This window comes from Paenibacillus sacheonensis, from assembly GCF_009909195.1.
Classification (GTDB): Bacteria; Bacillota; Bacilli; order Paenibacillales; family Paenibacillaceae; genus Paenibacillus_Z; species Paenibacillus_Z sacheonensis.
Genome location: NZ_JAAAMU010000009.1, coordinates 72,826 through 96,653, shown reverse-complemented (window position 1 = coordinate 96,653; position 23,828 = coordinate 72,826). Strand labels below are relative to the sequence as shown.

The window sequence follows — 23,828 nt, the reverse complement described above, 5'->3', positions numbered from 1 at the left end:
AGCAGCAGAATTTCGAGTCTCCGGCGCCCCAATCACGGTGAAATTGTGCAGTATAGCAGAATTTGGAGTCTCCCGCGCTCAAAACCGGTGAACGCTCCAAATCCGGTAAAATTGTGCAGAACAGCAGAACTCTGAGTCTCATGTATCTCAAATCCGGTGGAATTGTGCAGAACTGCAGAAATTCGAGCCTCCCGAGCTCCAAATCCGGTGAAATTGTGCAGAACAGCAGAATTTCGAGTCTCCCGCCTCAAAACCAGTGAAATTGTGCAGAACAGCAGCTTTCTGAGCATTTCGCGTCCCAGTCACGGTGAAATTCTGCAGAGCTGCAGAATTTGAGTTTCCTGTGACCCAATCACGGTGAATTGTGCAGCGCAGCAGAATTGGAGCCTCGCGCCCTACCCGGGCTTTCCCAAGCCAAAATTTTGCCCGTGTGGAGGGTTTTGCGGGCTGCTCGTCGAAACGTTCTAATCCCATCCGAACGCGGACGGGAAGAATGACGCAGAAGAAGGTGCGGATTATGGCCAAGGGGAAATTTTACGTTGTCTGGGTCGGCCGCCAGCCGGGGGTCTATACGAGCTGGGGCGAATGCCAGGAACAGATCAATAAGTTCGACGATGCCAAATTCAAATCGTACGAAAGCCGGTCGGAAGCGGAAGAAGCGTACCGCGGCGGTTGGAAGAAGCACTGGGGGCAGGGAGGAGCCGGGGCCAAAAGCGCCTCGGGCGCCTCGAAGACCGGAAGCGGGCAATTCCGCCGTAAGACCGCGGGGTCCGAGGAGGAGCCGGGCGAGATCGATTACGACAGCTTGTCCGTGGACGTCGGGACGAGCGGCAATCCGGGTCCGGTCGAATACAAAGGCGTGGATACGCGTACGGGCGAAGTGATTTTCGCGGTGGGTCCCGTGAAGAAGGGCACGAACAATCTCGGCGAGTTTCTCGCCATCGTGCACGCGCTGGCCTTGCTCAAGCAGCAAGGAAGCAGCAAGACGGTGTACAGCGATTCCATGAATGCGCTCAAATGGGTCAAGCAGAAGAACGTCTCCACCACGCTGCCGCGCGACGCGTCGACGGAAGAGATCTGGGGCATGGTCGATCGCGCGGTCCGCTGGCTGCAGACGAACACGTACAGCAACAAAGTGCTGAAGTGGCAGACGAAGCTGTGGGGCGAAATCAAGGCGGATTACGGACGGAAGTAGCGGAAGCAGCGGAAATATGTTGGATACGCCGCTTCACGCGCCTCGACTCCTTTACGGGTTAATCCATTCATCGCATTAATCGTTAACGATATTTAGAGGATAAAAGCTAGCGCAGCGGAACAGCGGAATCTTACAGCACTCCTTATTGGCCCTTATTGGCAGCTAAAACGCTTGTCGACCGTTAGAGAAAAGTGTAACTTTGAACGAAGGCGCGAGCCGCATTTATGGGATGATTCATGATGATCGCAATCATTGCATCGCAGTGGGACTTCGGTTCGAATGGAACAAGGCGGAAGATCGCTGATTTCGTTACCGAATAAGCAGATATACGGAAAGGCGGTGCCGGCGAGATGGCCCTGGAGGAACAAACAGAGCGGGAATGGCTGGGGCGGGCCAAATTGCCGCATGAAGCGGTGTTCTTCTTCACGCCGCTATGCGGCACTTGCAAGGTGGGGCTGCGCATGCTGGAGATCGTGCAGGCTGCGGGCGTCGACTTGCCGATTGTCCAAATCAACATCAACTTCGCTCCCGCTCTGCGAGATGGCTGGCGAGTCGCAAGCGTGCCGGCGCTCGTGCTCGTGCGGGACGGCGAACCGGTGCAAACCGAATATGCCATGCAGTCGGTGGATTCGCTGTATCGGCTGTTGAAGGCGTTCACCCCGTAGTTGACGGGGGAGCGCTTTTTTGTATTGCAGTTGGTTTGCCGGATCGGCGCCGGCAAATAGTTCCTGTTCGCTGCGGAAGGCGTCTCGGCAGCCTGCTCGTATGGTTCGTAGGCGTCTTTGCAATCGCCCTCCGGTTTGACCGACCATAATAGATGCAAATGTGCACTTATTTTCCCGCGAAATCAATATTGGAATGGAATAAGTGCAATTATGCACTTATTTTCTTAATAATCTGCCGCAATAATTCAAAACCGGCCGATTAGTTGCAGAATTGCATCTATTTTTGATTTTCGGGCGATTTCATTAAAAATAAGTGCAGATTTGCACTTATTTTTTATGGAAAGTTTACGCAGCACAAGCCGACTTTGTGTTAGGAATGACTGCAGCAGCAGCCCGGCTCATTCCCGCGGCCGACCGTTCAAGGTGAGTCGCTTTGGCTCACCTCCTCCGGCGCTCCGCTACCGGCACACCACCCCGGGCCCACCGCTCCCGGTCCGCGCCTCTGATCCGCCGCTCACGGTGCGCCGCCCCCTGGTCTGCCGCCTCGGCCCACCGTCCGCCGCCCCGACCTACCGCCTTTGGTCCACCGCCCCCGGCACACCACTCCGGACCCACCGCTTCCGCCGCGTCCGCCGCCCCGAACTACCGCCCCCGGTCCGCCACTCCCGGCCGTCCACCCCCGGTCCGCCGCCGCCTCTGGCCTGCGGCTCCTGGCCCGCCCCCGGTCCGCGCCTTTGGTCCGCCGCCTCGATCCGCCGCCTCGGTCCGCCGCCTTCAGCCCGCCGCCCCCGAACTACCGCCCCCGGTCCGCCACTCCCGGCCCTCGGCCTCCAGCACGCCGCTCACGGCTCATCACTTCCGGCGCTCAGCTCATCAGCCGTGCAACTAACCGTTTTCGCCGCCCCAGCGCTCCACCCATACGCCACCTAAGCCCTATTTTCGCCGGAATTCCTCGAAAAGTCGTTGACATGCCCTGCCCGGCAGGATAGCATAGGTCCCATATTCACCCATTAAAGCGGTTTCATTCAGAGCTGAGAAGGAGAGAGAACGATGGTTGGTTTCAACGGTTTGGATATGGGCATGGGCAATCTGGCGAGGCTGTCGGACGCGAAGAGCCGTTCGATCAGCGCGGAGAACTTCACGGGCGAAGCGGGCAAAGGCGGCATGGCCACCGAGGGAACCGGCGCAGGCTGCGCGCGCGATCTGGGTCTAGGCTGGAAAGTCTCGCCTTCCGTCGCTATAGAGGCAGGCGAGACGTTCACGATGGCGGACATCGAAGGTCCCGGCGCCATTCAACATATTTGGCTGACGAGCGCCCCGAACGTATGGCGCAACTTTATTCTGCGCATCTACTGGGACGGCGAGGAGACGCCTTCCGTCGAAGCGCCGATCGGCGATTTCTTCTGCAACGGCTGGCAGGAGCGCTGCAACGTCAATTCGTTCCCGGTCGCGGTCAACCCGGCAGGGGGCATGAACTGCTACTGGCAGATGCCGTTCCGCAAGTCGGCGCGTTTTACCATGGAGAACGCTTCGCCGGAGAAAGCCGTGCTCTATTACCAAATCGACTATACGCTGACGGAAGTGCCTGCCGACATGGCCTACTTCCACGCGCAGTGGCGCCGCACGAATCCCGTGCCGTACAAGGACGTCCATACGCTGCTCGACGGCGTACAGGGCAAAGGCCATTACGTCGGCTGCTATCTGGCTTGGCAGGTGAACAACACCGGCTGGTGGGGCGAGGGCGAAATCAAATTCTTCCTCGACGACGATAAGGAGTTCCCGACAATCTGCGGCACGGGCACGGAGGATTATTTCGGCGGCGCGTGGAACTGGGAGCATCCGCAGGGCGAATACGGCACGTATTCCACGCCGTTCCTCGGCATGCATCAGGTCATCAAGCCGGACGGGCTGTACCGCAGCCAGCAGCGCTTCGGCATGTACCGCTGGCATGTGCAGGATCCGATCCGCTTCGAATCCGGCCTGCGCGTGACGATCCAGGATCTCGGCTGGCGCTCCGGCGGCCGTTACCTCCCGCAGCAAAGCGACATCGCTTCGACGGTCTTCTGGTACCAAACGGAGCCGCATGCGGCATTCCCGGAGCTGCCGGGCAACGACGAGCGCGAAGTCATCTAACCGCGGCACGTTCAGCGACTTGCGCGTTCCATCGTGTCGCATAGGGCTTGTGTGACGCAGTCCGCCTGATAGTCCGCCATGCGCCGGCCTAAGTCGACGCGAGGGTTCGTCCTTTGTCTTCGCCATGGCTGGACTATGTCGATGCGAGGGTTCGTTCCGCGTTCTGGCCATGCACCGGGCATCGGCAGGCAGAACCTCTCGTACCGCGACCGATCCTGCTGCGCGGCACCATCCGATTCGAGCGTTCCGCGGCCGCCGCCGCGCGGGCGCTCGTTTCTGTTTCCAGGGGGAAACATGCTATGATTAGCTTAACCCAAACCTTGGAAAACAGGAGATGTTGGCATGCCGGTGCGCGCGCGCTTTTCAAAGAAATGGCTGCTGTTGCTGCTGCTGTACGCAATCCTTGCGGCGGCTTACGTATGGTACACCTCGCCGAATAACGTGCCTGCCGCCTACAAAGGCACGGCTGCGGATCCCGCGACGTATTTCACCTCGCAGCAGTTGAAGGACAGCGAAGTGCTGAACCCGATCCGCAACTGGATCTTCTTCACAAGCATCCCTTGGGAGTGGCTGATCTATCTGTTCCTGCTCTCCGGCGGGCTCGCCCGGTATTGGCGCGATGCGCTCGAACGGAGCGGACTGCCGCTCGTCATCCGTTTCCCGCTGTTCGTTCTGCTGGTGGACTTGGCTTCCTTCGTGCTGTATTTGCCCCTGCGGATTTTCAGCTATTGGCTGTCCAAGCACTACGGCATCACGACGCAGCCGGCGGCGGGCTGGATTCGGGACAAACTCGTGTCCTTCGGCGTCGGCTACTTGACGATGCTCGCGGTGTCGATCGTCGCGTTCTGGATTCTGTCGCGGCGCGGCCGTTGGTGGCTGAAGCTGTGGCTCGTCTCCGTGCCGTTCACCGTGTTCATGATGTACGTGGAGCCGGTCATCATCGACCCGTTGTACAATCATTTTACGACGTTGTCCGACCCGCAGCTGGAGGCCAAAATCCTAGACCTTGCCGCCAAAGCGGATATCCCCGCGGACCGGGTGTACGAGGCCGACATGTCCAAGAAAACGAACGCGATCAACGCCTACGTGACGGGGATCGGCTCCTCGCTCCGCATCGTGCTGTGGGATACGACGCTGAAGCAGCTGACGGAGCCGGAGATTCTGCTCATCATGGCGCACGAGATGGGCCATTACGCCATGCACCATCTCGAATGGAGCGCCGTCGGCGCCGTCGGTTCCTCGCTCGCCGTCATCTGGCTGGGCGGCGGGATCTACGTCTGGTGCCTGCGCCGATGGGGCGAAGGGTGGGGCATCCGCAGCCGGTCCGACATGACGGCTCTCCCGTTGCTGCTGCTCATCATGGCGGTGCTTTCCGTCGTCTCGCTGCCGGTCAGCAACGCCGTATCCCGCCATGCGGAATCGTCGGCGGACGCCTACGCCATGAAGCTGCTGAACACTTCGGAAGGCGAGGTGTCCATGCAGCAGAAGACGGGCGTCATTACGCTGAGCGACGTCAATCCGCCGCTGCTCGTGCGCTGGTTCCGGGACGACCATCCGAGCGATATGGAGCGCATCATCGCCGCGATGGATTTCGCCAAGTCCCATGGGCAGGCGGGATCCTAGCATGACGGATAACGGAGAACGCAAGCGCGTGTCGCTCTACTTGCTTGCTGGGCTTGCGACGGCGCCGCAATTCATGGAGAGCTTTCGCGTCGCCTTGCATGATATAATAGCGCGAGAAGGCTTCGGCGTGAGAACGTCGCAGCTGCTGTTTCCTTACGGCGACTGGAGTCGCCGCGCCATTCCCCAGCTGTGGGAAATCAGCCGCGACATGCGGCTTGGCGCAGGCAGGTTCGGCCGCTCCATCGGGGGCGGCCGGGCGGTGGACAGGATCGGTTCCGGCTGGACGCCGGGGCCCGGCCCCGGAGACCGCATCGTGCTGGTCGGCCACAGCGGCGGCGGCGTCGCCGCCGTCCATGCCGCCTGGCAGCTGATGGACCTGATCGGCGGACCGCCGAGTCCGGTCGTCATGATCGGCTCGCCGCGCTGCCGCATTCCGGAGGAATTGCGGGAATCGGTGCTGTTCGTATACGCAGGCGGGGCGCAGCAGGATCCGGGCCGGCCAGGCCGATCGGCCGATGCCGTTGCCCGGCTGGGCACGTTCGGCGGCGGCTGGCTGCGCAAGGCGGACAAGCATGCGCCGCCGTTCAGCGGCGGCGTGCCGATCATCGGGAAACACGCGGATTATTTTCGCGAGCGGGAGCCTTATGTGAATGAGCTTGGATTGACGAATCAGCGGCTTACGCTGGACGTCGTCTGGCCATGGTTGAGAGAGAGAATCTAGAGGAGGACGAGTGAGGCATGCGTATTGGAGCAATTGAAGCCGGCGGCACGAAGTTCGTTTGCGGCATCGGCAACGAGAATGGCGAGATTTTGGATCGAGTGAGTTTTCCGACGGAGCGTCCCGAAGCGACGCTGGCGAACGTCGTCGCCTATTTCCGCGATAAGGAAGTCGAAGCGATCGGGATCGGTTCCTTCGGGCCGCTCGACATCGATCCGGCGAGTCCGACATACGGCTACGTCACGACGACGCCGAAGCCGGGCTGGGGCAACTATCCGTTCCTGCCCGAGCTGCGCAAGACGTTCGACGTGCCATTCGGTTGGGACACGGACGTGAACGCGGCGGCGCTCGGCGAAGCAACGTGGGGCGCTGCATCAGGCCTCGACAGCTGCCTGTATTATACGATCGGCACAGGCGTCGGCGTAGGCGTTTATACGGAGGGCAAGCTGGTTCACGGCCTGGTTCATCCCGAGGGCGGACATGTATTGACGCGCCGGCATCCGGAAGATACCTACGAAGGCTTCTGCCCGTACCACGGCGACTGCCTGGAAGGCATGGCGGCAGGCCCTGCGCTCGAAGGCCGCTGGAAGGTGAAAGGCAGCGAACTCGGCGTCGATCACCCGGCTTGGGAGATCGAGGCGTTCTATATCGGACAGGCGGTTGCAAGCGCAGTATTGCTGATGTCGCCGAAGAAAGTCATTCTTGGCGGCGGCGTCATGCACCAGATGCAGCTGTTCCCGCTGATCCGCGAACAAGTTCGCAAGAACTTGAACGGCTACGTCAGCGCGGAAGCCCTGCTTGCCGGCATCGACGACTACATCGTGCCGCCGGGTCTCGGCGACAATGCCGGCCTCAGCGGCTCGTTGGCGCTTGGTCTTCGCGCGCTTGGCGCGAAGTAAGGTAGATAAGCAAGACGTGCAGGTGCAGGCTGTCCATAGACAAGCGAAGCTCGCAAGCAATGCGCACAGCCAAAAGCAATTAAAACAACCAAATAACCAAACCAACCACAAGCAACCAGTCCACGCGAAATTCGTTTCGCAGCGGGCTGGTTGTTTTCTCGTAGGCGCAGATATGCGATGCTCATAACGTTTCAAGCCTTCAAGGATGTTCGGCCTAAGAACAACAGAGGCATCCAAGCTTCAGACGTTGCGATGGCGTATAACGGCGATGGCGTATAACGGGGAAGGGGAATAACGAAGTCAGCGTGTGAATAACAACGTCCATTTCCGCCGAACGAATACCCGGCGATGCCAACGCGTGAACTTGCCAGGGCGCCTTTTACCGGGCACGGAGAGCGAATTCGGACTTGGGCGGAGGTCTAACGGTTGTCAGCGCTGCTATTCTTCGAAAAATGCGGCGGAAGCAGCTCTAACGTCTATGGCTGGCGTTATTTAGAGCGAATAGGCCGATTCGCACGGAGTAATCTCCGATTAAGCTTGCTGGCAATCGTTACGTCTTGAAAATGGCCATTTTACGTAGATTAGCCATTCCTACAACCGTTAGCCTTCCGCGGTTAAAGTGAATTCCAGTGATCAAGACGATATCCGTCTGCATCGGCGATCAGCGGCTTCATGGCCCGTACATGCCTTCCGACGCCAAAAAACCACCACTCCCGAACGCGCAGCGCGCCCGAAAGGGTGGTTTCCCTCGTGAATCGGTCCTATTCTTCGCCCACCAGCTGCTTGCCGCTGCGGTTCTCGACGCTGACGGCCATGGTCGGCGGCACTTTCAGGCGGTAATAGATCGTGTCGTTCTCCACGCGCCAGCTGAGCGCGATGTCGCCGACCGGCGTCGGCATCATGCCGCTGCAGGAGGTCAGCCCATTATCCGTGAAAACGACGTCCAGCGTGCCTTGATCCCGGTTCAGCGACTGGATGCCCAGGGCATCGCGGTAAAGCGCGCGCACCACATGCGAGGCGAAACCGTGATTGCAGCTTGCCTGCGTGCCGTTATGCTCCCACAGCGTGCCCGTGCGGAAGGCCATTTTGCCGAAGAACGCCTTGATCTCCTCCAGCAGTTGGGCGGACGGGCCGTGGCGCGACAGCAGCTCCATCCGCAGGTAGTAACCGACGAAGGCATTGGCCGGATGAACGTCGCGAATGTCCGCCACGTAGGGCTCGTCCGCATTCCGCGACGGGCTGAAATCCCGCATCAGGCTCTCGAACCACGCCGGCAGCTCCTCCGCGTCCGCGATGCCGAAGTAGGCCGCGTAATACTGGCAGACCTCCGTGCGGTGATCCGTGATTTCGATTTCGCCTTGCTCGTCCTCGATCGCCTGATCCACGAAGAAGGTCCCGTCGAAGGAATGCTCGCGCACCGTTTGTTTGACGGCCGCCGCTTCCTCCGCGTATGCTTCCTCGCCGTAGATCCGCCCGGCCGCCGCCAAAGCCGCCGCATAGAGCATGTTGGTCGGGTAATTGATGCCGCTAATGAATTCGTTGGCCTTCGACCATTCGATGAACACCCAGCTCTCGAGGTTCTCCAGCAGCCCGAATTCGTTGCGGAAGCCCGCGAAATAGCGGAACAGCGCGTCCACCCGCGGGCGCAGCGCCGCGATCGTAGCTTCATCGCCGCCGCGATCGCGGAACTCCTCCAGCTGCAGCACGAACCAAAGCGCCCAGTTCGGAATGAACACCCCGTCGTTGTGATCGGCGGGATAACACATCGGTATCATGCCTTCCGGGAGGAAGGCAAACGAATCCGGCAGCAAGTAGTTCTCGAAGAAGTTACGTTCGATGATGGAATCGCCCGTCAGATCGGCCTCCACCCTGGCGGTGAAGAAGCTGTCGCACAGCCAGCCGGCCCGCTCGCGGGACGGACAGTCCATGAAGACGTCGACGGCGTTCTGCCGGAACGACTCGCGCGCCGCTTCGAAGACGGCGTTCAGCGTGTCGTCCGAGCTGGCGAAGAGACCACGGTCCGCGTACGGGTTGGCGTATTCCCGGATGGACGAGCCCGTTATCAGGCAGCCGCCCTCCAGTACGAGCACCTTTAAGTATTGCAGCGTATACGGCTCGAGGCTTTCGAGGGAGTAGGTTCCCGGTTCGCAGCTTGCATAGATCACGTTGGCGACGTCCAAGCGAAGATGGTCGACATCGCCGTCTTCCGTGAGGATCTCGTCGAACGTCAGCGCGATCCGGGATTTCTCCGATACGGTCCATTCCAGGCCGACGAATCCCGTCAGGTTGCGGCCGAAGGCGAACAGAGCCGCTTCCCCTGCTTGAAGCGGCAGCGACTGCCCTTCATAGCGTTTCGTTTCCCGGCTCCAGCCGGTCATCGCCAGCTTGCCGATCTCGTCGGTCGGCAGCAGCGCAAGCTCCTCGACCCTGTAGCCTTTGAAAGCAGGGCCGACCCCGGTCAACGAGCGGTCGCGCCAAGGAGGCGCCGGCGAATCGGATACGGCGAAATTCCCCGTGGCCAGGATGTCCGTCGGCAGGGCGACCTCGAAGCGGGGGTAGCCGACGCGGCGGGGCAGCAGCTGCTTCTCCGCCTGCAGCTCCCACGGTGCCGGCGCGGCGGGCAGCGCCTCCGAGCTCCGCCAATCATGCACGCCCGGCGTGAATTCGTAGGCCTCGATGAAGGCGCGCTGGAAGCTGTAGCGCTGCACCCGGCGAACGCGCTCGGGCAGCACGAAGACGTCGAACGGATGCCCTTCGCTGCCGGTGGCCGCTTCGATCCGTCCGCCCTGCTCGATCTCTGCCTGCACGAAGGACGGCTGATCCAGCACGTAGAAGCTGTTTACGTTATAGCCGGCCGTCTCGATCGCCACGTGATTCTCGCCGCTGCTTAAGTACGGCGCTAGATTCCATTCGTCGACGCGGTAATAACCGTGCGGACCTGTCGCCGGACCGTGCCCGCAGAATAGACCGTTGACGAATACGCGGTAGCGGGACGAAGCCGTTACGCGCACGAGCGCGGGCGATTGTCGGTCGGACATGAACCGGGCCTTGATACCGCAGGTGACATTCATTGATTCGGCCAGGCCTGACGGCCAAAGCGGAAGCGCTTCTTGAAACACATGAACCCCTCCAATTCGGAATGAATACAACCATCGTACGCCCGCTTTCCCTGCGGTGCAAGGAGAATCGGGACAAGCTCCGGCAGCAGGGCTGCCGGAGCTTGTGCGGTAAGAAGAAGCAAGCGCCTTATCAGTGACGGGAATGCGCTAGAATCAAAGACATTCCCTAACGCGAGACGAGACAGCCGTTGCACCGGGATGCAGGCGACGATCTTCTAATGTGCATCTTAAGGTGCAACTTAAGTCATTCGATTGATCCATGCCGACTCGATGCGCCAAGGCAAGCCGATCAAGACTTGGGCTTCGCCCCGCAGCTGGAACGAATGATCAGCTCCGAAGCGATGACGACGTTCTGCGCGCTGCGGTCCTTCTTGCGGGTCAGCACCTTATGCAGCAGCTTGGCGCCCTCTTTGCCGATTTCGTAGAGATCCGTCGTGGAGGACGTAATGTTGTATTTCTGAGCGAGCTCGGTATTCTCGAAGCTGATCAGCGCGAGATCGTTCGGAACGCTCAGCCCGTTCTCCCGGGCGTATTCCAAGACGCCGACGGCTTGGATGTCGCGCCCGGAGACGACGGCCGTCGGCGTCTCCTTGAGCGATAAGAAGCTGCTCGCGGCGCGGTAGCCGCTGTGCTCCTTCTCGTCGCCGATGAAGACGTAATCTTCCCGGTATTTGATACCGGCTTCCTGCAGCGCGTCGCGGTACCCTTCAAGCCGGTCCTCGCACACGAGGAATTCCAGCGGGCCGGGGCTGATGAACGCGATCCGCGAATGGCCGAGCCCCAGCATATGTTTCGTGTTGCGGTAGCCGATGTCGTAATTGTCGACGTCGACGGAATTGATCTGGTTCTTGCGATCGTTGGTGCCGACGATGACCATCGGGAATTGATGCTCGGAGAGCTCCTCGATGACCGACGAGTCGTGGCTCGGCAGCGCGATGAGCACGCCGTCCATGGCGCGCTCGCGCATCAGCTTCACGAGCTTCGGCGTCTTCGCCTTGTGGCCGAGATTGTCCCAGGCGATCAGCAGGTTGTAGTCCCGCTGGTCAAGCACGTCCCCGATGCCCTGCAGCAGATCGGAGAATACGCTGTTCCCCGAGAAGGAGAAGAAGTCGGACGCCGGGTGGGGGGTGAATAGGCAAATATTGTTCGTCTTGCGCGTGACGAGACCGCGTGCGGCGGAGTTCGGCTGGTAGTTGAGGCGCTTGATGACCTCGAAAATGCGTTCCTTCGTTTCTTGGGCGACGGGAGCAGTACCGTTGAAGGCGAACGACACGGTGGAGATGGATACACCGGCTTCGCGGGCGATATCTTTAATGGTGACGCTGCGGTCGGATTTTTTCATAGTCGCACCCTCTAAAAACGTTTTATACGATAAAAGTATCACACCCTCTCTTTAGCGTCAATGAGGGGATTTTTTTCGTGAAAGCGGCGGTATAGCAGGAATGTAAGCGCTATTAATGTTTGTTGACCTGTTCCCCGCGAGATCGGGTGGATATTCTTGCATATAAAACGTTTTAAGGCATTTCCCTCATGTATTTTACCGCGTCGGCATGGATAGTCGCCGAGAACGGGTCGTATGCCCGACCTCGGCTGGACCGCGTTCAGATCGGCGGCGCGCCGAACGGAGGACAAGCGTATTTTGATTGCCGTCCCAGCAGAGGGTATGTTACATTTCCAAGTAAAAGTAAGGGGACAGGCCTGGCGGAGCATCCGCCGGATACCCGCGCGCGCCAAGCTGCGCTTGTCCTTCCCGCTGACGCGCCTTACCGAGAAAGCCCTTTCAGGAGGAAACCCCATGAAGCTTGCCGCTCGCGACCGTTTTCCTTTTACCCGTTCCGTCAAAAGCCGCATGATCGCCATTTTGCTCTTGAGCTCGATCCTGCCGCTGGCTTTGCTCGGATTCGTCTCGTATTCTTCCTTTCACTCCTTCTTGCAGCATACGCTCACGAGCGGCATTCAACAGAATGTCGACAAGGAGCTGACGGGCATCGACAACATCCTGAAGAACCTGAATTTCGCTTCCCAGCAGCTGGCGCTGGACGGCGTCATGGTGAAAGACATCCAGCGTTATATGACGTCGGACGATATCTTCCAGAAGCAGGAGAGCATGAAGAATATCCAGGACCGCATGGCGCTGATCAATTATTCCAGCCCTCATGTCGGCATCATAACGATCCTGGACGGCAATCGGCAAATGCTATTCCAAAACTATCCGTCCAACGAGCGCATCGACCTGAACCGTTTCCCGCTGCTGGTCGAGGCCAAAGGCGTCTCCTACCAGGCGCCGCATCTGTCGGTCGACAAGTACGGCAGCGTCACGGATCCCCCGGTCATCTCGGTGTCGCGCAAAGTGACGGATTATCAGGATAGGGACCTGTCCTTCTATGTTTATATCGAGAGCAACTTCCAGTCGATGAAGCAGCTGTTTCAGATGCAGCAGTACGGGGAGGTGGCCGCGCACCTGCTCTTGAACGACGGCAACCGCGTCTTGTACAGCGAGAACGATGCCTTGTATGCCCCGGGCAGCGTGTACCCCGCGAACGGCGAAGGCGGGAAGGCCGCGGGCGGCATGCGCTTCATCGCGGCGAGCGAGCAGGGCTGGCAGCTGGTCGTGCTGCTGCGAGGGGATGCGTTCAAGGCGGAGATGACCTCCTGGCTGGTCAAATTCGGGACGATCGGCTTGTTCTCGCTGGCGCTCGGCTTCTTGCTGGCCATCATTGCCTGGCGCACGATCTATCGGCCGCTCCAAACGTTCCGGAGGGAAATCGAGTGGATGGGCGACAGCCGGATCATCCGTCCGCGAAGGCTGATGAAGCTGATCGAATTCGACGATCTGCTCGGCCGGTTTTACCGGATGCGGGACAGGGTGTTCGCGCTCCTCGAGGAGATCGAATGGCGGGAGCGCGCCCGCAGCCGCATCGAGGTCGAGAAGCTGCGCTACCAGATCAATCCCCATTTTATCCATAACACGCTCAACACGGTTCAGGTCATCGCCAAGGTTCACAAGCAGGAAGAGATCGTCCTGTTGGTCACGTATTTCACGCGGATTCTGCATTACAACCTGGGCAAGGAAGGCGTCTTCGTCCATGTGAAGGACGAGATCAATAACCTGCGCGATTATCTGGCCCTCCAGCAAATCCGCTACGGTCACGCTTTTCAGGTGGAGTTGGACATCGATCCCGCCGCCGAGGAGAATACGCTGCCGCGGTTCGTGCTGCAGCCGCTCGTCGAGAACGCGCTCTATCATGGCTTCCGCAACGAAGACGGGGTCATCTCCGTCGCGATCGTCCGCGAAACGGACGGAGGCATCCGCATCGACGTATCGGATAACGGGATCGGGATGACGGAAGAGACGGTGGCCGCCCTGCTGCAGGAGCAGCCTTCCGGTGAGGGTCGCAAATCCGGCATGGGGATCGGGCTAGCGTTCGCGCACCGGCTTATTCGGACCTATTACGGCGAGCAGCGGGGCTTAAGCATTCACAGCCGGGTCGGCGAGGGCACGCGATTGACGATTCAAATACCCGCACAACCACTGGAGGGAATGGAACATGATTCGGACCTTGCTGGTCGATGACGAACCGATCGTTCGCAAAGGCCTGCTGCATATCATGCCATGGGAACGTCATGGCATGACCGTCGTCGCCGACGTAGGCAGCGGGGAGAAGGCGCTGGAATGGCTGACGCGGGAGAAGATCGACCTGCTGGTCACGGATTTGACGATGCCGGGCATGTCGGGCTTCGATCTGATCCAGGAAGTGCAGGTCAAATTTCCCTCGGTGGGCGCGGCGATCCTCACCTGCCATCAGGAATTTCATTACGTGCAGGAAGCGCTGCGGATGGGGGCGCTCGATTATATCGTCAAGACCGAGCTGGACGAGGAGAAGCTGGACAGGCTGTTCGGCCGGATCGCGGAGCGCGTGCGGGAGAAGCAGGTCCGCGAAGCGGAAGCGGCCCCGCAGCCCGCGCCCGGCGGGAGGGACGGCGTGCTCTTCGTCGGCCTCGCGGCGGACTGCTCCTTGAACGAGCTGTACGCGGTGCCTTGGATCACGGAACGGATGCCTTATCGGGTGGCCGATGCGAATCCGAGCTGGTTCGTCGACAGCGCGGGCGGCGGCAAATGGCCGGCCGACGCGCGGAGCCTGCTGCCCGCGGACAGGTGGGTCATCGTGTTCCTGCATCATTTGGCCATGAAGGACCGGCTTCGCGAATTGCTTCCGATCTACGTCCGCAAGCATGTGTTCTATCTGGCGGATCTCAAGGAAGGCGCACCGGCGCTGCATGATTCGCTTCGGGACGTCATGCTGCACGAGGATCATGCCGGGGGAACGGATTGGCGGAGCGCGTGGGAAAGCTTCGAGTGGACGTGCGAGGATCACGCGTGGCGGGAGCTGATCGAACGCATACAGAAGCAGCGGCCCGAGCCGGCCGACTTATGCGAGGTCATGTACCGGACGATGCGGTCGTGGCAGGGCATCAAGCGTTTCGGCGACGCGGCCCGGTATCTGGAGTCCGCGCGCGCGCTGCGAACGTGGTCCGACTGGAAGCGCTGGCTGGACGGGCTCCGCCGCGGCTTGTCGCGGGCAATCGAGGAGGCCGGCGTCGGCCAGGACAACGCGGTCCGCATCCTGAAATCGATCCATCAAGTCCAGCAGCGGCTCCGGGAAGGCGTGACGCAGGAAGAAGCGGCGGCGGCCATCCATTTCAGCCGCGGGTATTTCAGCGATTGCTTCAAGCGCACGGTTGGCTCGACGTTCAACGAATTCATGCGGGAATTGCGAATCGACTGGGCGAAGATGTGGCTCGTGGGGACGGAGCTAAGCATCGGGGAGATTTCCCAGCGCTGCGGCTTTGCCGACGAACCGTATTTCCGCAAGCTGTTCCGTGACGAAACGGGCTATTCGCCCAAGGATTACCGGCGGCTCCCGGCCGTATCGGCCGAATTCGAGCTCGCCTACCTCGGCCGCAAATTGCAGGGACAAATGTAGGCCGGCCTGCGAAAAATGTAACGCGAAAAGCGCCCCAGATGACATTCTTCCGTCAACTGCGGCGCTTTTTCCATTCTGCGCGCCACACCTTCGCGTTATGATGGGGATGCAAACGACGAGAAGAGAGGGGCTCAACCGCAATGGCAATGAATAAAAAGTGGACCGTGCTCGCGCTGGCATCTATGCTCACGATCATGAGCGCTTGCAGCAGCAACAACGGCGCCAATAACGGGAACGAGGCCGGCGGCAATAAAGAGGCCGCGACGAACGCAAACGCGGGCGGGAACAACGCGGCAGCGCCCGCCGATACCGCCGAGAAGCCGGATCCGTTCGGCAAATACCCGGAGACCGTCGAATTCACGACCGTCCGCCCGATCGGCAACAATCCGCAATTTCCCGACGGACAGTCTTACGAAGAGAACGACTACAACACGTTCATGCAAGATCAGCTGAACGTGAAGCCCAAGTTCGTCTGGACGGCGCCGCAGGACGGCTTCGCTTACAAGAAGAAGCTGGAGCTCGCGATCAACGGGAACGATATTCCCGACATCTTCGAAATCACCGGCACGCCGACCGATATTCAAGCGACGCTCAAGCGCCTCGTGGACGCGGATATGATCGAGGACCTGACGTCCGCCTACGAGGATTATGCATCTCCGCTCGTCAAGGACAGCTTCGCCAATCAGGGTAATCAAGTACTCGATCTGTTCAAGATCGACGGCAAGCAGTACGCCATGCCGCAGCAGACCAGCCTGGAGAACTTTAACTTCGTCTGGATTCGCGACGATTGGCGCAAGAAGCTGAACCTGCCGGAGCCGAAGACGATGGACGACGTGCTGGCGATCGGCAAGGCGTTCAAGGAGAAGGATCCGTTCGGCGGAGGCAAGACCGTTCCGTTCGCCATGCAGATGGAATCGGAGCCGGCGGGATTGTTCGGACCCGGGTTCCTCTTCGACCAATTCGAAGCCTATCCGCGCCTGTTCTATAAGGATGCGAGCAGCAATATCGCGTACGGCGGCATTCAGCCGGGCATCAAGGACGCGCTGAAAATCATGTCCCAAATGTACAAGGACGGTCTGCTCGAGAAGGACTTCGCGCTGAAGGATACGGGCAAGCTTCAAGAGCTCTTGGCCAGCGGCCGCGCGGGCATCGTCGGACAAGCCTGGTGGGGCGTATGGTATCCGCTCTTCATGACGCTGCAGAACGTGCCGGACGCGGATTGGAAGCCTTATGCCATTCCGGCGAAGACGAACGGCAAGATCAACTTCGGCACGACGCTGCCCGTCGGCGACGTGATCGTGGTGAAGAAAGGCTTCGAGCATCCGGAACTGCCGGTCAAATGGCTGAACGTCTATAATGAGAACCGCAAGGGCGAGTTTTTCTTGAAGCTGTCGCAGGAAACGTTCAAGGACGCCAACGACAAAGCGCCGATTCTGTGGGGCTTGACCATCGCGCCGGGCGACGAAATTCTGAATTCGGCCAAGCAAATCGTCGGCGCCGTGAAAGGCGAGATCGATGCGGCTACCCTGCCGTTCACGAACAAGGACGCGTTCAACAACATCAAGCAGTACATCGACGAGCTGCAGGATCAGCCGCAGGCGCCGAGCAAGAACATGCTGCAGTGGCAAAATACCCGCAGCTGGTACGATGCGATGGGCGGAGCTTCCGGCTACGAATTGAACGTCGTGTACTCGGCGTTCGACGGGCAGACGCCGACGATGGAGAAGAAGCTGACGGCGCTGAACGATCTGCAGATGAAGGCGTACCATTCCATCATCATGAAATCGACCGACATCGACGCCGACTTCGATAAGTTCGTCAGCGACTGGAAAGCGCAGGGCGGGGATCAGATCATCACGGAGATCACCGAAGCGCTGGCAAACAAATAACAGGCAGCACAAGAGGGCGCTGAGCGAGACTCGGCGCCTTTCCTTATCAGCCTGGAAAAACGGATAAACGGAGGTCTTCCCAATGCTGCGTAAATGGTCGGAACAACTCCATTTCAACTTGATGCTGCTGCCGGGCATGCTGCTCGTGCTCGTCTTCTCGGTATGGCCGATGGGCGGTATCATCCTGGCGTTCAAGCATTTCATTCCGACTAAAGGAATCTGGGGTTCGGGCTGGGTGGGCTGGGACAATTACGCCCTGCTCTTCGAGACGCCGGTCGCGAAGCAGGTGTTCACCAATACCGTCGTGATCGCGCTCATGAAGATGGCGTTCGGCTTCTTCATCCCGATCGCGTTCGCCTTAATGCTGAACGAGCTTCGGGTCCGTTGGTTCAAGCGGACGGTGCAGACGGTCGTGTACCTGCCTCACTTCCTGTCCTGGGTGTTGATCGCGGGTATCCTTCGCGACTTATTCGCCGTCGACGGCATCTTCAACCAGCTGTTAAGCAAGTATTTCGGCGTCGAGCCGATCATGTTTCTCGGCGAACACTTCTGGTTCCGGACGATTATCGTCAGCTCCGATATTTGGAAGGAATTCGGCTTCGGCACCATCATTTATTTGGCGGCATTAACGGCGATCAATCCCGCGCTCTACGAAGCGGCGGAGATGGACGGGGCGAGCCGGATGGAGAAGCTTCGGTACATTACGCTGCCGGGCATCGCCGCGACGATCGTGCTGGTCGGCACGCTCAGCCTGCAGAACGTCCTGAACGCCGGCTTCGACCAAATCTTCAACCTGTATAATGCGCTTGTCTACGATTCCTCGGACATTATCGACACCTACGTGTACCGGGCCGGCTTGGAAGAAGGGCATTTCGAGATCGCGACGGCCATCGGGCTGATGAAGTCGGCCATCAGCTTCGTGCTTATCGTCATCTCGTACTTCCTCGCGAGCAGGTTCGCCAATTACCGGATTTTCTGATGACGAGGAGGAGCTTCTTATGGTAAGGAATGTAACCCCGGGAGCCAAAGCCGCAGATATCGCTCTGCTGGTCCTGCTTGCGCTCGCAGCGTTCACCTGTATCTTTCCGATCGTGCACAATCTCGCGATCTCGTTCAGCATGCCCGCGAAGGCCGAAGGCGGCTTCGTGACCGTCTATCCGCGCGGCTTCACGGTTGCCGCGTACACGAAGCTGTTCGAGGATACGACGTTTTTCCAGACCTTCTTCGTCTCCGTGAAACGCGTGGCGCTCACGACGTTCCTGAGCTTCTTCATCTCGCTGCTGATGGCGTATCCGCTGTCCCGGACGAACAGGGAATTCAAGCTGCGCAACGCCTACATGTGGCTGCTCGTCTTCGTCATGATGTTCAACGGCGGCTTGATTCCGTTCTATCTCATCGTCAAGCAGCTGGGGCTCATGAACTCGTTCTGGGTGCTCGTGCTGCCGATGATCATCAACGTCTACAACGTCATTCTGATCGTGAACTATTTCCGGACGATCCCCAAGGAGCTGGACGAATGCGCGTCGATGGACGGCGCAGGCCCATGGTACAAAGTGTTCCGCATCTACATGCCGCTCGCGATGCCGGTCTTGGCGACGACGACGCTGTTCCTGCTCGTCACGGTGTGGAACGAATTCATGCTGGGCATGATCTTCATGCGCAGCATCGAGCACGCGCCGCTTCAAACCTACATGCAGCAGCTCGTCGTCCGCATCGATCCGACGCTGCTCAAGTCGGTGGACGACGTCAAGCGAATGGCCAGCGTATCGGACAAGACGCTCGGCGCGGCCAAAATCTTCGTCTCGATGTTCCCGATCATGGCCATGTATCCGTTCCTGCAGCGTTACTTCATTTCGGGGATTACGCTCGGTTCGGTGAAGGAATAGCAGCGACGTCTCTTTCTGCTCGGCCCGACTGCTCATCTGACTGCTCATCTGACTGCACGACCGACTGGTCAGCCGACTGGTCAGCCGACTGGTCGACTGACTGCTCAGCCGACTGCTCAGCCGATGAGGCATACCCTCGTAGGATGCCGCCGGCATCTACCTGCCAAAGCAGAACAGCTGCCGCGCGGAGGCCGCCAAATTGGCGTATGGGCAGGCTGCAGGCGAACGGAGCGATAGCACTAGAAAGAAGCCGAATGGCCGCAAGGGCCGTTCGGCTTCGGGTCGTAGAGGACCGCTGCATGCTAAGCGGGTTCAGCGAGCAGCGGTAGCTGCCGATCGTTCAACGTGAATCCAGACTGACGCCTCGCCTAACGGTTGCCAGCAGCGCTATTTGTCTCAAAAGACGACTAAATAAACGCTAACGCTTGTGACAGACGTTATTTGGCGTAGAGGAGCCCGTTTTGCATCGATAATCTCGGAATAAGCTTCCTGACAAGCGTTAGCGATATAAAATCGTCATTTCGAGCCGATTAGCGTTCCGTACAAGCGTTAGACGTTGCAGGGTGTTAGGTTTATGGCGCAAGAATGACGTTAATGGCTGGCGTGCTGGCAAGGCCTGCACGGCTTACATGGCTTACATGGCTTACATGGCTTACATGGCTTACATGGCTTACATGGCTTACATGACGTGCCATCGCTATCTTGCATGGTTTGCAGCTTAATGGCTAGCATGGCTTGCATTTCTTGGATAGCATGACTTGCAGGCTAGCATGGGGCAAGCCTGCAGCCTAATAGTGTTTCGCGATAGTTGATTCTCTCGCCATTTCGAAGCCGAACCGCCGCTACGCTAGGGCCGTTCGGCTTCTTCATTACGTAAAGGAGCATCCTAGAAGCCGTCGTTCTTCCCGTTGTCGGGGGTCAGCTTCCATAACCGGAGAAGCGCGACCGTTGCTTCCGCTCTCGTCGCTTGTTCGCCCGGCATGAATCGATTGCCTTCCCGGCCTTCGAGCACGCCATGCAGGGCAGCCGAGTGAATGAAGCCTCGTGCCCAAGCCGGAATGCCGGCATTGTCGGCAAAGGAGGTTTGCTGAGCGACGCCGGTCTGCCAATTCATCGCCCTTGCAATCATCGCGGCCATCTCCGTACGGCTCACCGTCTGATTGGGCCGGAATGCACCGTCCGCATAGCCTTTGACGATGCCGTTGTTTACGGCTGCGGCGATCGTTTCTTTTGCCCAATCCGGAATTTTTGCACGGTCGCCGAATGACAGCGCAGGCGTATCCTTATCCGTTACGGGTGCTGTCCCGAGCGCGCGGAGCAGCATCACCGTAAATTCGGCGCGGGTAATTTTCTCGTTCGGCCGGAAGAAAGCCGATGAATCGCCTTGCACCACCCCGTTGACCACCGCTTCGCAGATTTGGGTTTCCGCCCAATGGCCGGTTATGTCGGTAAACGTGCATGTCGGAGGGTTCGGATCAACGATGACGATCGAACGGCGGACGTTCAGCGTATACGTTCGGACCGTGCCATTCGCTGCTTTCACGGCAATCTCGATCTTGTTGTCGCCTTCGGCAAGACGTACCGTTTTGTCGCCGCTTGAAGCTTCGCCTTGAATGGTTACGGCGGCGTTCGCATCGGCTGCAGCAGCTTGGACCACGATTCGTTCTTCGGACGTATCAGCCTTATAATCGGTTGTTCCAGCGGCGAACGTCGGCGTTAACGCAAGCTCTTGACCATCGGCCTTCGCCGTAAGCGACCTAAGATCGGCATTCCCGGATAAATAACCGCCCGGAGCGCTTGCCGTTTCCCTGCGAATCGTAAACGATACGGGAACGGATGCGGCGCTCATGTTGCCAACGGCATCCTTCGTCCTAGCGCTTACGGTGTGCGCGCCTTCGGCCAACGCGGTGCCCGGCGTCAACGTCCAATCGCCATCGGCCTCTGCCGTCGTCGTTCCAGAATCGGTTCCGTCTAGGATAACGGTTACCGCGGTATTCCCCTCCGCCGTGCCGCTGACGGTTGGCGTGGTATCGGTCGTCGACTCTCCGGCAGCCGGAGCGGTAATGACGGGTACGCCCGGCAGCGTCTGATCAACGGTGAATGTGATGGCCGCGGATGCGGAGCTCGTATTGCCTGCGGCATCCGTAGCCCGCGTGCTCACCGTGTGCGTGCCGTCGGCAAGCGCGGTGCCCGGCGTCCATGTCCAGCCTCCGCCGCTCGCAGCCGTCGTCGTACCTGCATCGGCGCCGTCCAGAACGATCGTTACCGTGGAGTTCGCCTCCGCCATGCCGCTGACGGTCGGCGTTGCGTCGCTCATCGATTGGCCTTCATCGGGACTGGCGACGTCAGGCGCGGCCGGAGCCTTCGCATCCTCGACATCGAAGGTGAAGGATTGCGTCTTCTCATGGCTGGATACGGTATCCTTTACGGAGAGCCGTATCGTGTAAGTCCCCGTTGTATAACTGCTCTTTTCGAGCGTGACCGGAAAGCGGAACGATTGGTTCCCGCCTGTGGCATCGGCGGCATATACATCCTGTGTTATGGTAACGTTCACAGCATTCGCGATGGAATAGCTTACTTCCAATGGCTCCCCGATGCTGCCGTCGCGCATGGAACCGGAAATTTCAAGCTGATTACCGCCCGGCTCATTGGAATACACCGTCGATGGCGGGAGCGGGTCTGCGCTTACGATTGGATAGAAGGCAAGCAAATACGGATAACCGATCCCTTCCCGAATGCCCCAGACCGTTGGATCCCAGCCGGAGTAGGTTCCCCATTGCTTCATGGCGTCCGAAGTGACGGCCCCGTCCATACCGGCTTCGGAACCGATCGTCCGCAGCGCGGGATTGTCGCTTAGATTCCAATACGAATCACTTATGGCGCCTGGAAATAACATATCTTTGTCACCGATCAGTCCGCCGATGGAACCGCCGGCCCCGGCTGGATTCACGGTGCCCGCAGCGAAACTATTCCTAACGTCTCCAGAGCCTAATTCGCCCAGCAGTCCGCCGACATGGCTGCTCGCCGCACCGGTCACGCGGCCGGTCGAATAACTGTTCGCGATCGTATCATTTTGGTTGTAGGCGACAAGCCCTCCTACAGTTCCATAATTTAAGGCGTTAGATACATCACCGGTTGCCAGGCTGCTGTCGATCGTTCCGGATTGAAAATATCCGACGAGCCCGCCTGCGTATTGACTGGTAACATCCAGCCGGACGTGAGCGTCGCTGTTCGTAAGCGTGCCCTGCGATAATTGACCGACCAAGCCGCCGGCAACATAACTGCCGCCGCTTATCGTGCCCGTTGCTGAACAATGGTCAATGGTGTTCAAATACGCTGTGACGCCGACAAGCGTGCCTGCCTGGGCGTTCACGTTGGTTGAAGTAACATCCGCATCCTCCAGCCGTACGTGTTCGAGCGTTCCCGAGCCATCGATATAACCGAATAGTCCGATATAGGTCAAGGACGATTGGATGGTCAGCCCGCGAATCGTATAATCGGCTCCGTCGAAATTACCGCTGAACGAATCGCCGTAGTCTGTTCCGATCGGCTGCCATGCGCTGTAAGCGGTCAGATCGATATCTGCCTGAAGCTTGTAGCTTGCCGTCTTATTGTCCCGGACATGGTCCATATCCTCCGCGGTCAGCACGATATAGGGATTCGATGGCGTCCCGTCTCCCCCGCCGGCAAACGAATAAGCGGCCGCCTGGACCGGCGAGGGCATCCCCCAAAGCCAGGGTCCTAGAACGAGCAGCGCCGTAAGCACGAGCATAATTCTTCTTTGCATGTCATGTCCTTCCTTTCGCAGAGGCGAAATTCGCACAAAAAAACCGCGACTCTCGCGGATTCGATATTATGATTTCACTGCTGGCAGCTAGTAGAAATCCACCTCCTTGCAGCAAGCTTCTGTCTGAATATGTATAAAATTAGCATTTTTTGTCGGCGAAATGAATAGGTCGAATTCCGCTACTTTCAATTACTTTGTATCCAACTTTGTCGTATTCGTCATGCCGCTTATCCGGCGACAGGGCAAACGCGCCGATTTATCCGCATTACGGGCCTGTTTTCATGGAGCATTTCAATCGGCGGCGATTAATGGGTATACTGCATATAAACGATGGAGTACGAGGAGGAATGCGCAGTGAACCGAATCGCCGGTTCCGTTCCGTTCGGCTACGAGCCGCCGGCTAACAGTCGCAAAGGAACGATGGTCGTCTACGATACGTTTCAGCATATGGAGGACAAGGCGCTGGCGCTTGCCGCGGCGACGGCGGAGAAGCGCGGCTTCGCCAAGCTGGTGCTGTATCCGCTGCATGAAGAGACGGTGCGGCGCATGACGAAGGAGCCCGTGCTTCCGTATCATAAACGGCTGGACCGCCTGCATGACTGGAAACGCAGCTACGAGGAAGAGCGCGGCCGCGGGTCGATTCCGGTCGCCGTCGAGGGATTGGAGGGGAAAAGGAAGAAGTATACGCCGATGGAAGCGGCACTCCGGCATTTGGCGGAGGTCTATCCTTCGCCGTTGTTTCTGTACTTGACCCCGGAGACGGCGAACCTCTTCGCGTCGTTCTCCTCTTTCGAGGAATGGATCGTCAAGCTGCGCCTGCTGCTGGCGTCCGCGCCGGAGCGCCTGCATCCGAAGCTGGAGAAGTATCGGCATCGCTGGGATCTGGCGGACGAGACGTAACTCCATCGGAGCGGCGATAAGCGAATTGG

The 23,828-nt window shown here is 59.1% G+C and carries 15 protein-coding genes; 12 read left to right on the top strand and 3 right to left on the bottom strand.

Annotation, left to right across the window (positions count from 1 at the left end; genetic code table 11):
* Nucleotides 1-517: 517 nt before the first annotated feature.
* The 6 genes from rnhA (at nt 518) to GT003_RS18045 (ending at nt 7,233) form a co-directional block, all read left to right on the top strand.
* The gene (gene rnhA / locus GT003_RS18070) at nt 518-1,195 is read left to right on the top strand and encodes a ribonuclease H (protein ID WP_161700583.1); all 678 of its coding nucleotides are present in this window, start codon (nt 518-520) and stop codon (nt 1,193-1,195) included.
* A 350-nt stretch (nt 1,196-1,545) separates the two neighbouring features.
* A complete protein-coding gene (locus tag GT003_RS18065) occupies nt 1,546-1,860 on the top strand; it encodes a thioredoxin family protein (RefSeq protein WP_161700341.1) in 315 nt (104 codons plus the stop codon).
* A 1,050-nt stretch (nt 1,861-2,910) separates the two neighbouring features.
* Nucleotides 2,911-3,993 (top strand): glycoside hydrolase family 172 protein, encoded by a 1,083-nt coding sequence (locus tag GT003_RS18060; RefSeq protein WP_161700339.1) that lies wholly within the window; start codon nt 2,911-2,913, stop codon nt 3,991-3,993.
* Nucleotides 3,994-4,335: 342 nt separating this feature from the next.
* Nucleotides 4,336-5,616 carry a M48 family metallopeptidase gene (locus GT003_RS18055; RefSeq protein WP_161700337.1) on the top strand — a complete coding sequence of 427 codons (1,281 nt, stop codon included), beginning with the start codon at nt 4,336-4,338 and terminating at the stop codon, nt 5,614-5,616.
* A 1-nt stretch (nt 5,617) separates the two neighbouring features.
* The gene (locus tag GT003_RS18050; RefSeq protein WP_161700335.1) at nt 5,618-6,337 is read left to right on the top strand and encodes a hypothetical protein; all 720 of its coding nucleotides are present in this window, start codon (nt 5,618-5,620) and stop codon (nt 6,335-6,337) included.
* A 17-nt stretch (nt 6,338-6,354) separates the two neighbouring features.
* Nucleotides 6,355-7,233: an ROK family protein gene (locus tag GT003_RS18045; RefSeq protein ID WP_161700333.1), complete on the top strand. Its 879-nt coding sequence runs from the start codon at nt 6,355-6,357 to the stop codon at nt 7,231-7,233.
* Between the two features lie 761 nt (nt 7,234-7,994).
* Here the strand turns inward: GT003_RS18045 and GT003_RS18040 are convergent.
* Both GT003_RS18040 and GT003_RS18035 read right to left on the bottom strand, forming a co-directional pair.
* Nucleotides 7,995-10,352: an alpha-L-rhamnosidase-related protein gene (locus tag GT003_RS18040; protein WP_161700331.1), complete on the bottom strand. Its 2,358-nt coding sequence runs from the start codon at nt 10,350-10,352 to the stop codon at nt 7,995-7,997.
* Between the two features lie 289 nt (nt 10,353-10,641).
* Entirely contained in the window at nt 10,642-11,694 is a 1,053-nt protein-coding gene (locus tag GT003_RS18035; RefSeq protein ID WP_161700329.1) for a LacI family DNA-binding transcriptional regulator, read from the bottom strand.
* Between the two features lie 453 nt (nt 11,695-12,147).
* On the opposite strand from GT003_RS18035, the gene GT003_RS18030 reads away from it, so the two are divergent.
* The 5 genes from GT003_RS18030 (at nt 12,148) to GT003_RS18010 (ending at nt 19,112) form a co-directional block, all read left to right on the top strand.
* Nucleotides 12,148-13,926, top strand: coding sequence for a sensor histidine kinase (locus GT003_RS18030; protein ID WP_161700327.1), 1,779 nt, complete (start codon nt 12,148-12,150; stop codon nt 13,924-13,926).
* On the top strand, nt 13,901-15,337 hold the full coding sequence (locus tag GT003_RS18025) for a response regulator transcription factor (RefSeq protein ID WP_161700325.1): 1,437 nt from the start codon (nt 13,901-13,903) through the stop codon (nt 15,335-15,337). The genes GT003_RS18030 and GT003_RS18025 overlap by 26 nt, the downstream gene beginning before the upstream one ends.
* Before the next feature lie 140 nt (nt 15,338-15,477).
* Complete coding sequence (locus GT003_RS18020; protein ID WP_161700322.1) at nt 15,478-17,226, top strand: type 2 periplasmic-binding domain-containing protein; 1,749 nt, start codon at nt 15,478-15,480, stop codon at nt 17,224-17,226.
* Between the two features lie 82 nt (nt 17,227-17,308).
* Nucleotides 17,309-18,205, top strand: coding sequence for an ABC transporter permease (locus GT003_RS18015; RefSeq protein WP_161700320.1), 897 nt, complete (start codon nt 17,309-17,311; stop codon nt 18,203-18,205).
* Nucleotides 18,206-18,224: 19 nt separating this feature from the next.
* Nucleotides 18,225-19,112, top strand: coding sequence for a carbohydrate ABC transporter permease (locus GT003_RS18010; protein WP_161700318.1), 888 nt, complete (start codon nt 18,225-18,227; stop codon nt 19,110-19,112).
* An 886-nt stretch (nt 19,113-19,998) separates the two neighbouring features.
* On the opposite strand, the gene GT003_RS18000 is transcribed toward GT003_RS18010, so the two are convergent.
* Nucleotides 19,999-22,899 carry an Ig-like domain-containing protein gene (locus tag GT003_RS18000; protein WP_161700316.1) on the bottom strand — a complete coding sequence of 967 codons (2,901 nt, stop codon included), beginning with the start codon at nt 22,897-22,899 and terminating at the stop codon, nt 19,999-20,001.
* A gap of 354 nt (nt 22,900-23,253) precedes the next feature.
* Here GT003_RS18000 and GT003_RS17995 point away from each other — a divergent pair, with 354 nt between their 5' ends.
* Nucleotides 23,254-23,799 (top strand): hypothetical protein, encoded by a 546-nt coding sequence (locus GT003_RS17995; RefSeq protein WP_420831462.1) that lies wholly within the window; start codon nt 23,254-23,256, stop codon nt 23,797-23,799.
* Nucleotides 23,800-23,828: the final 29 nt, after the last annotated feature.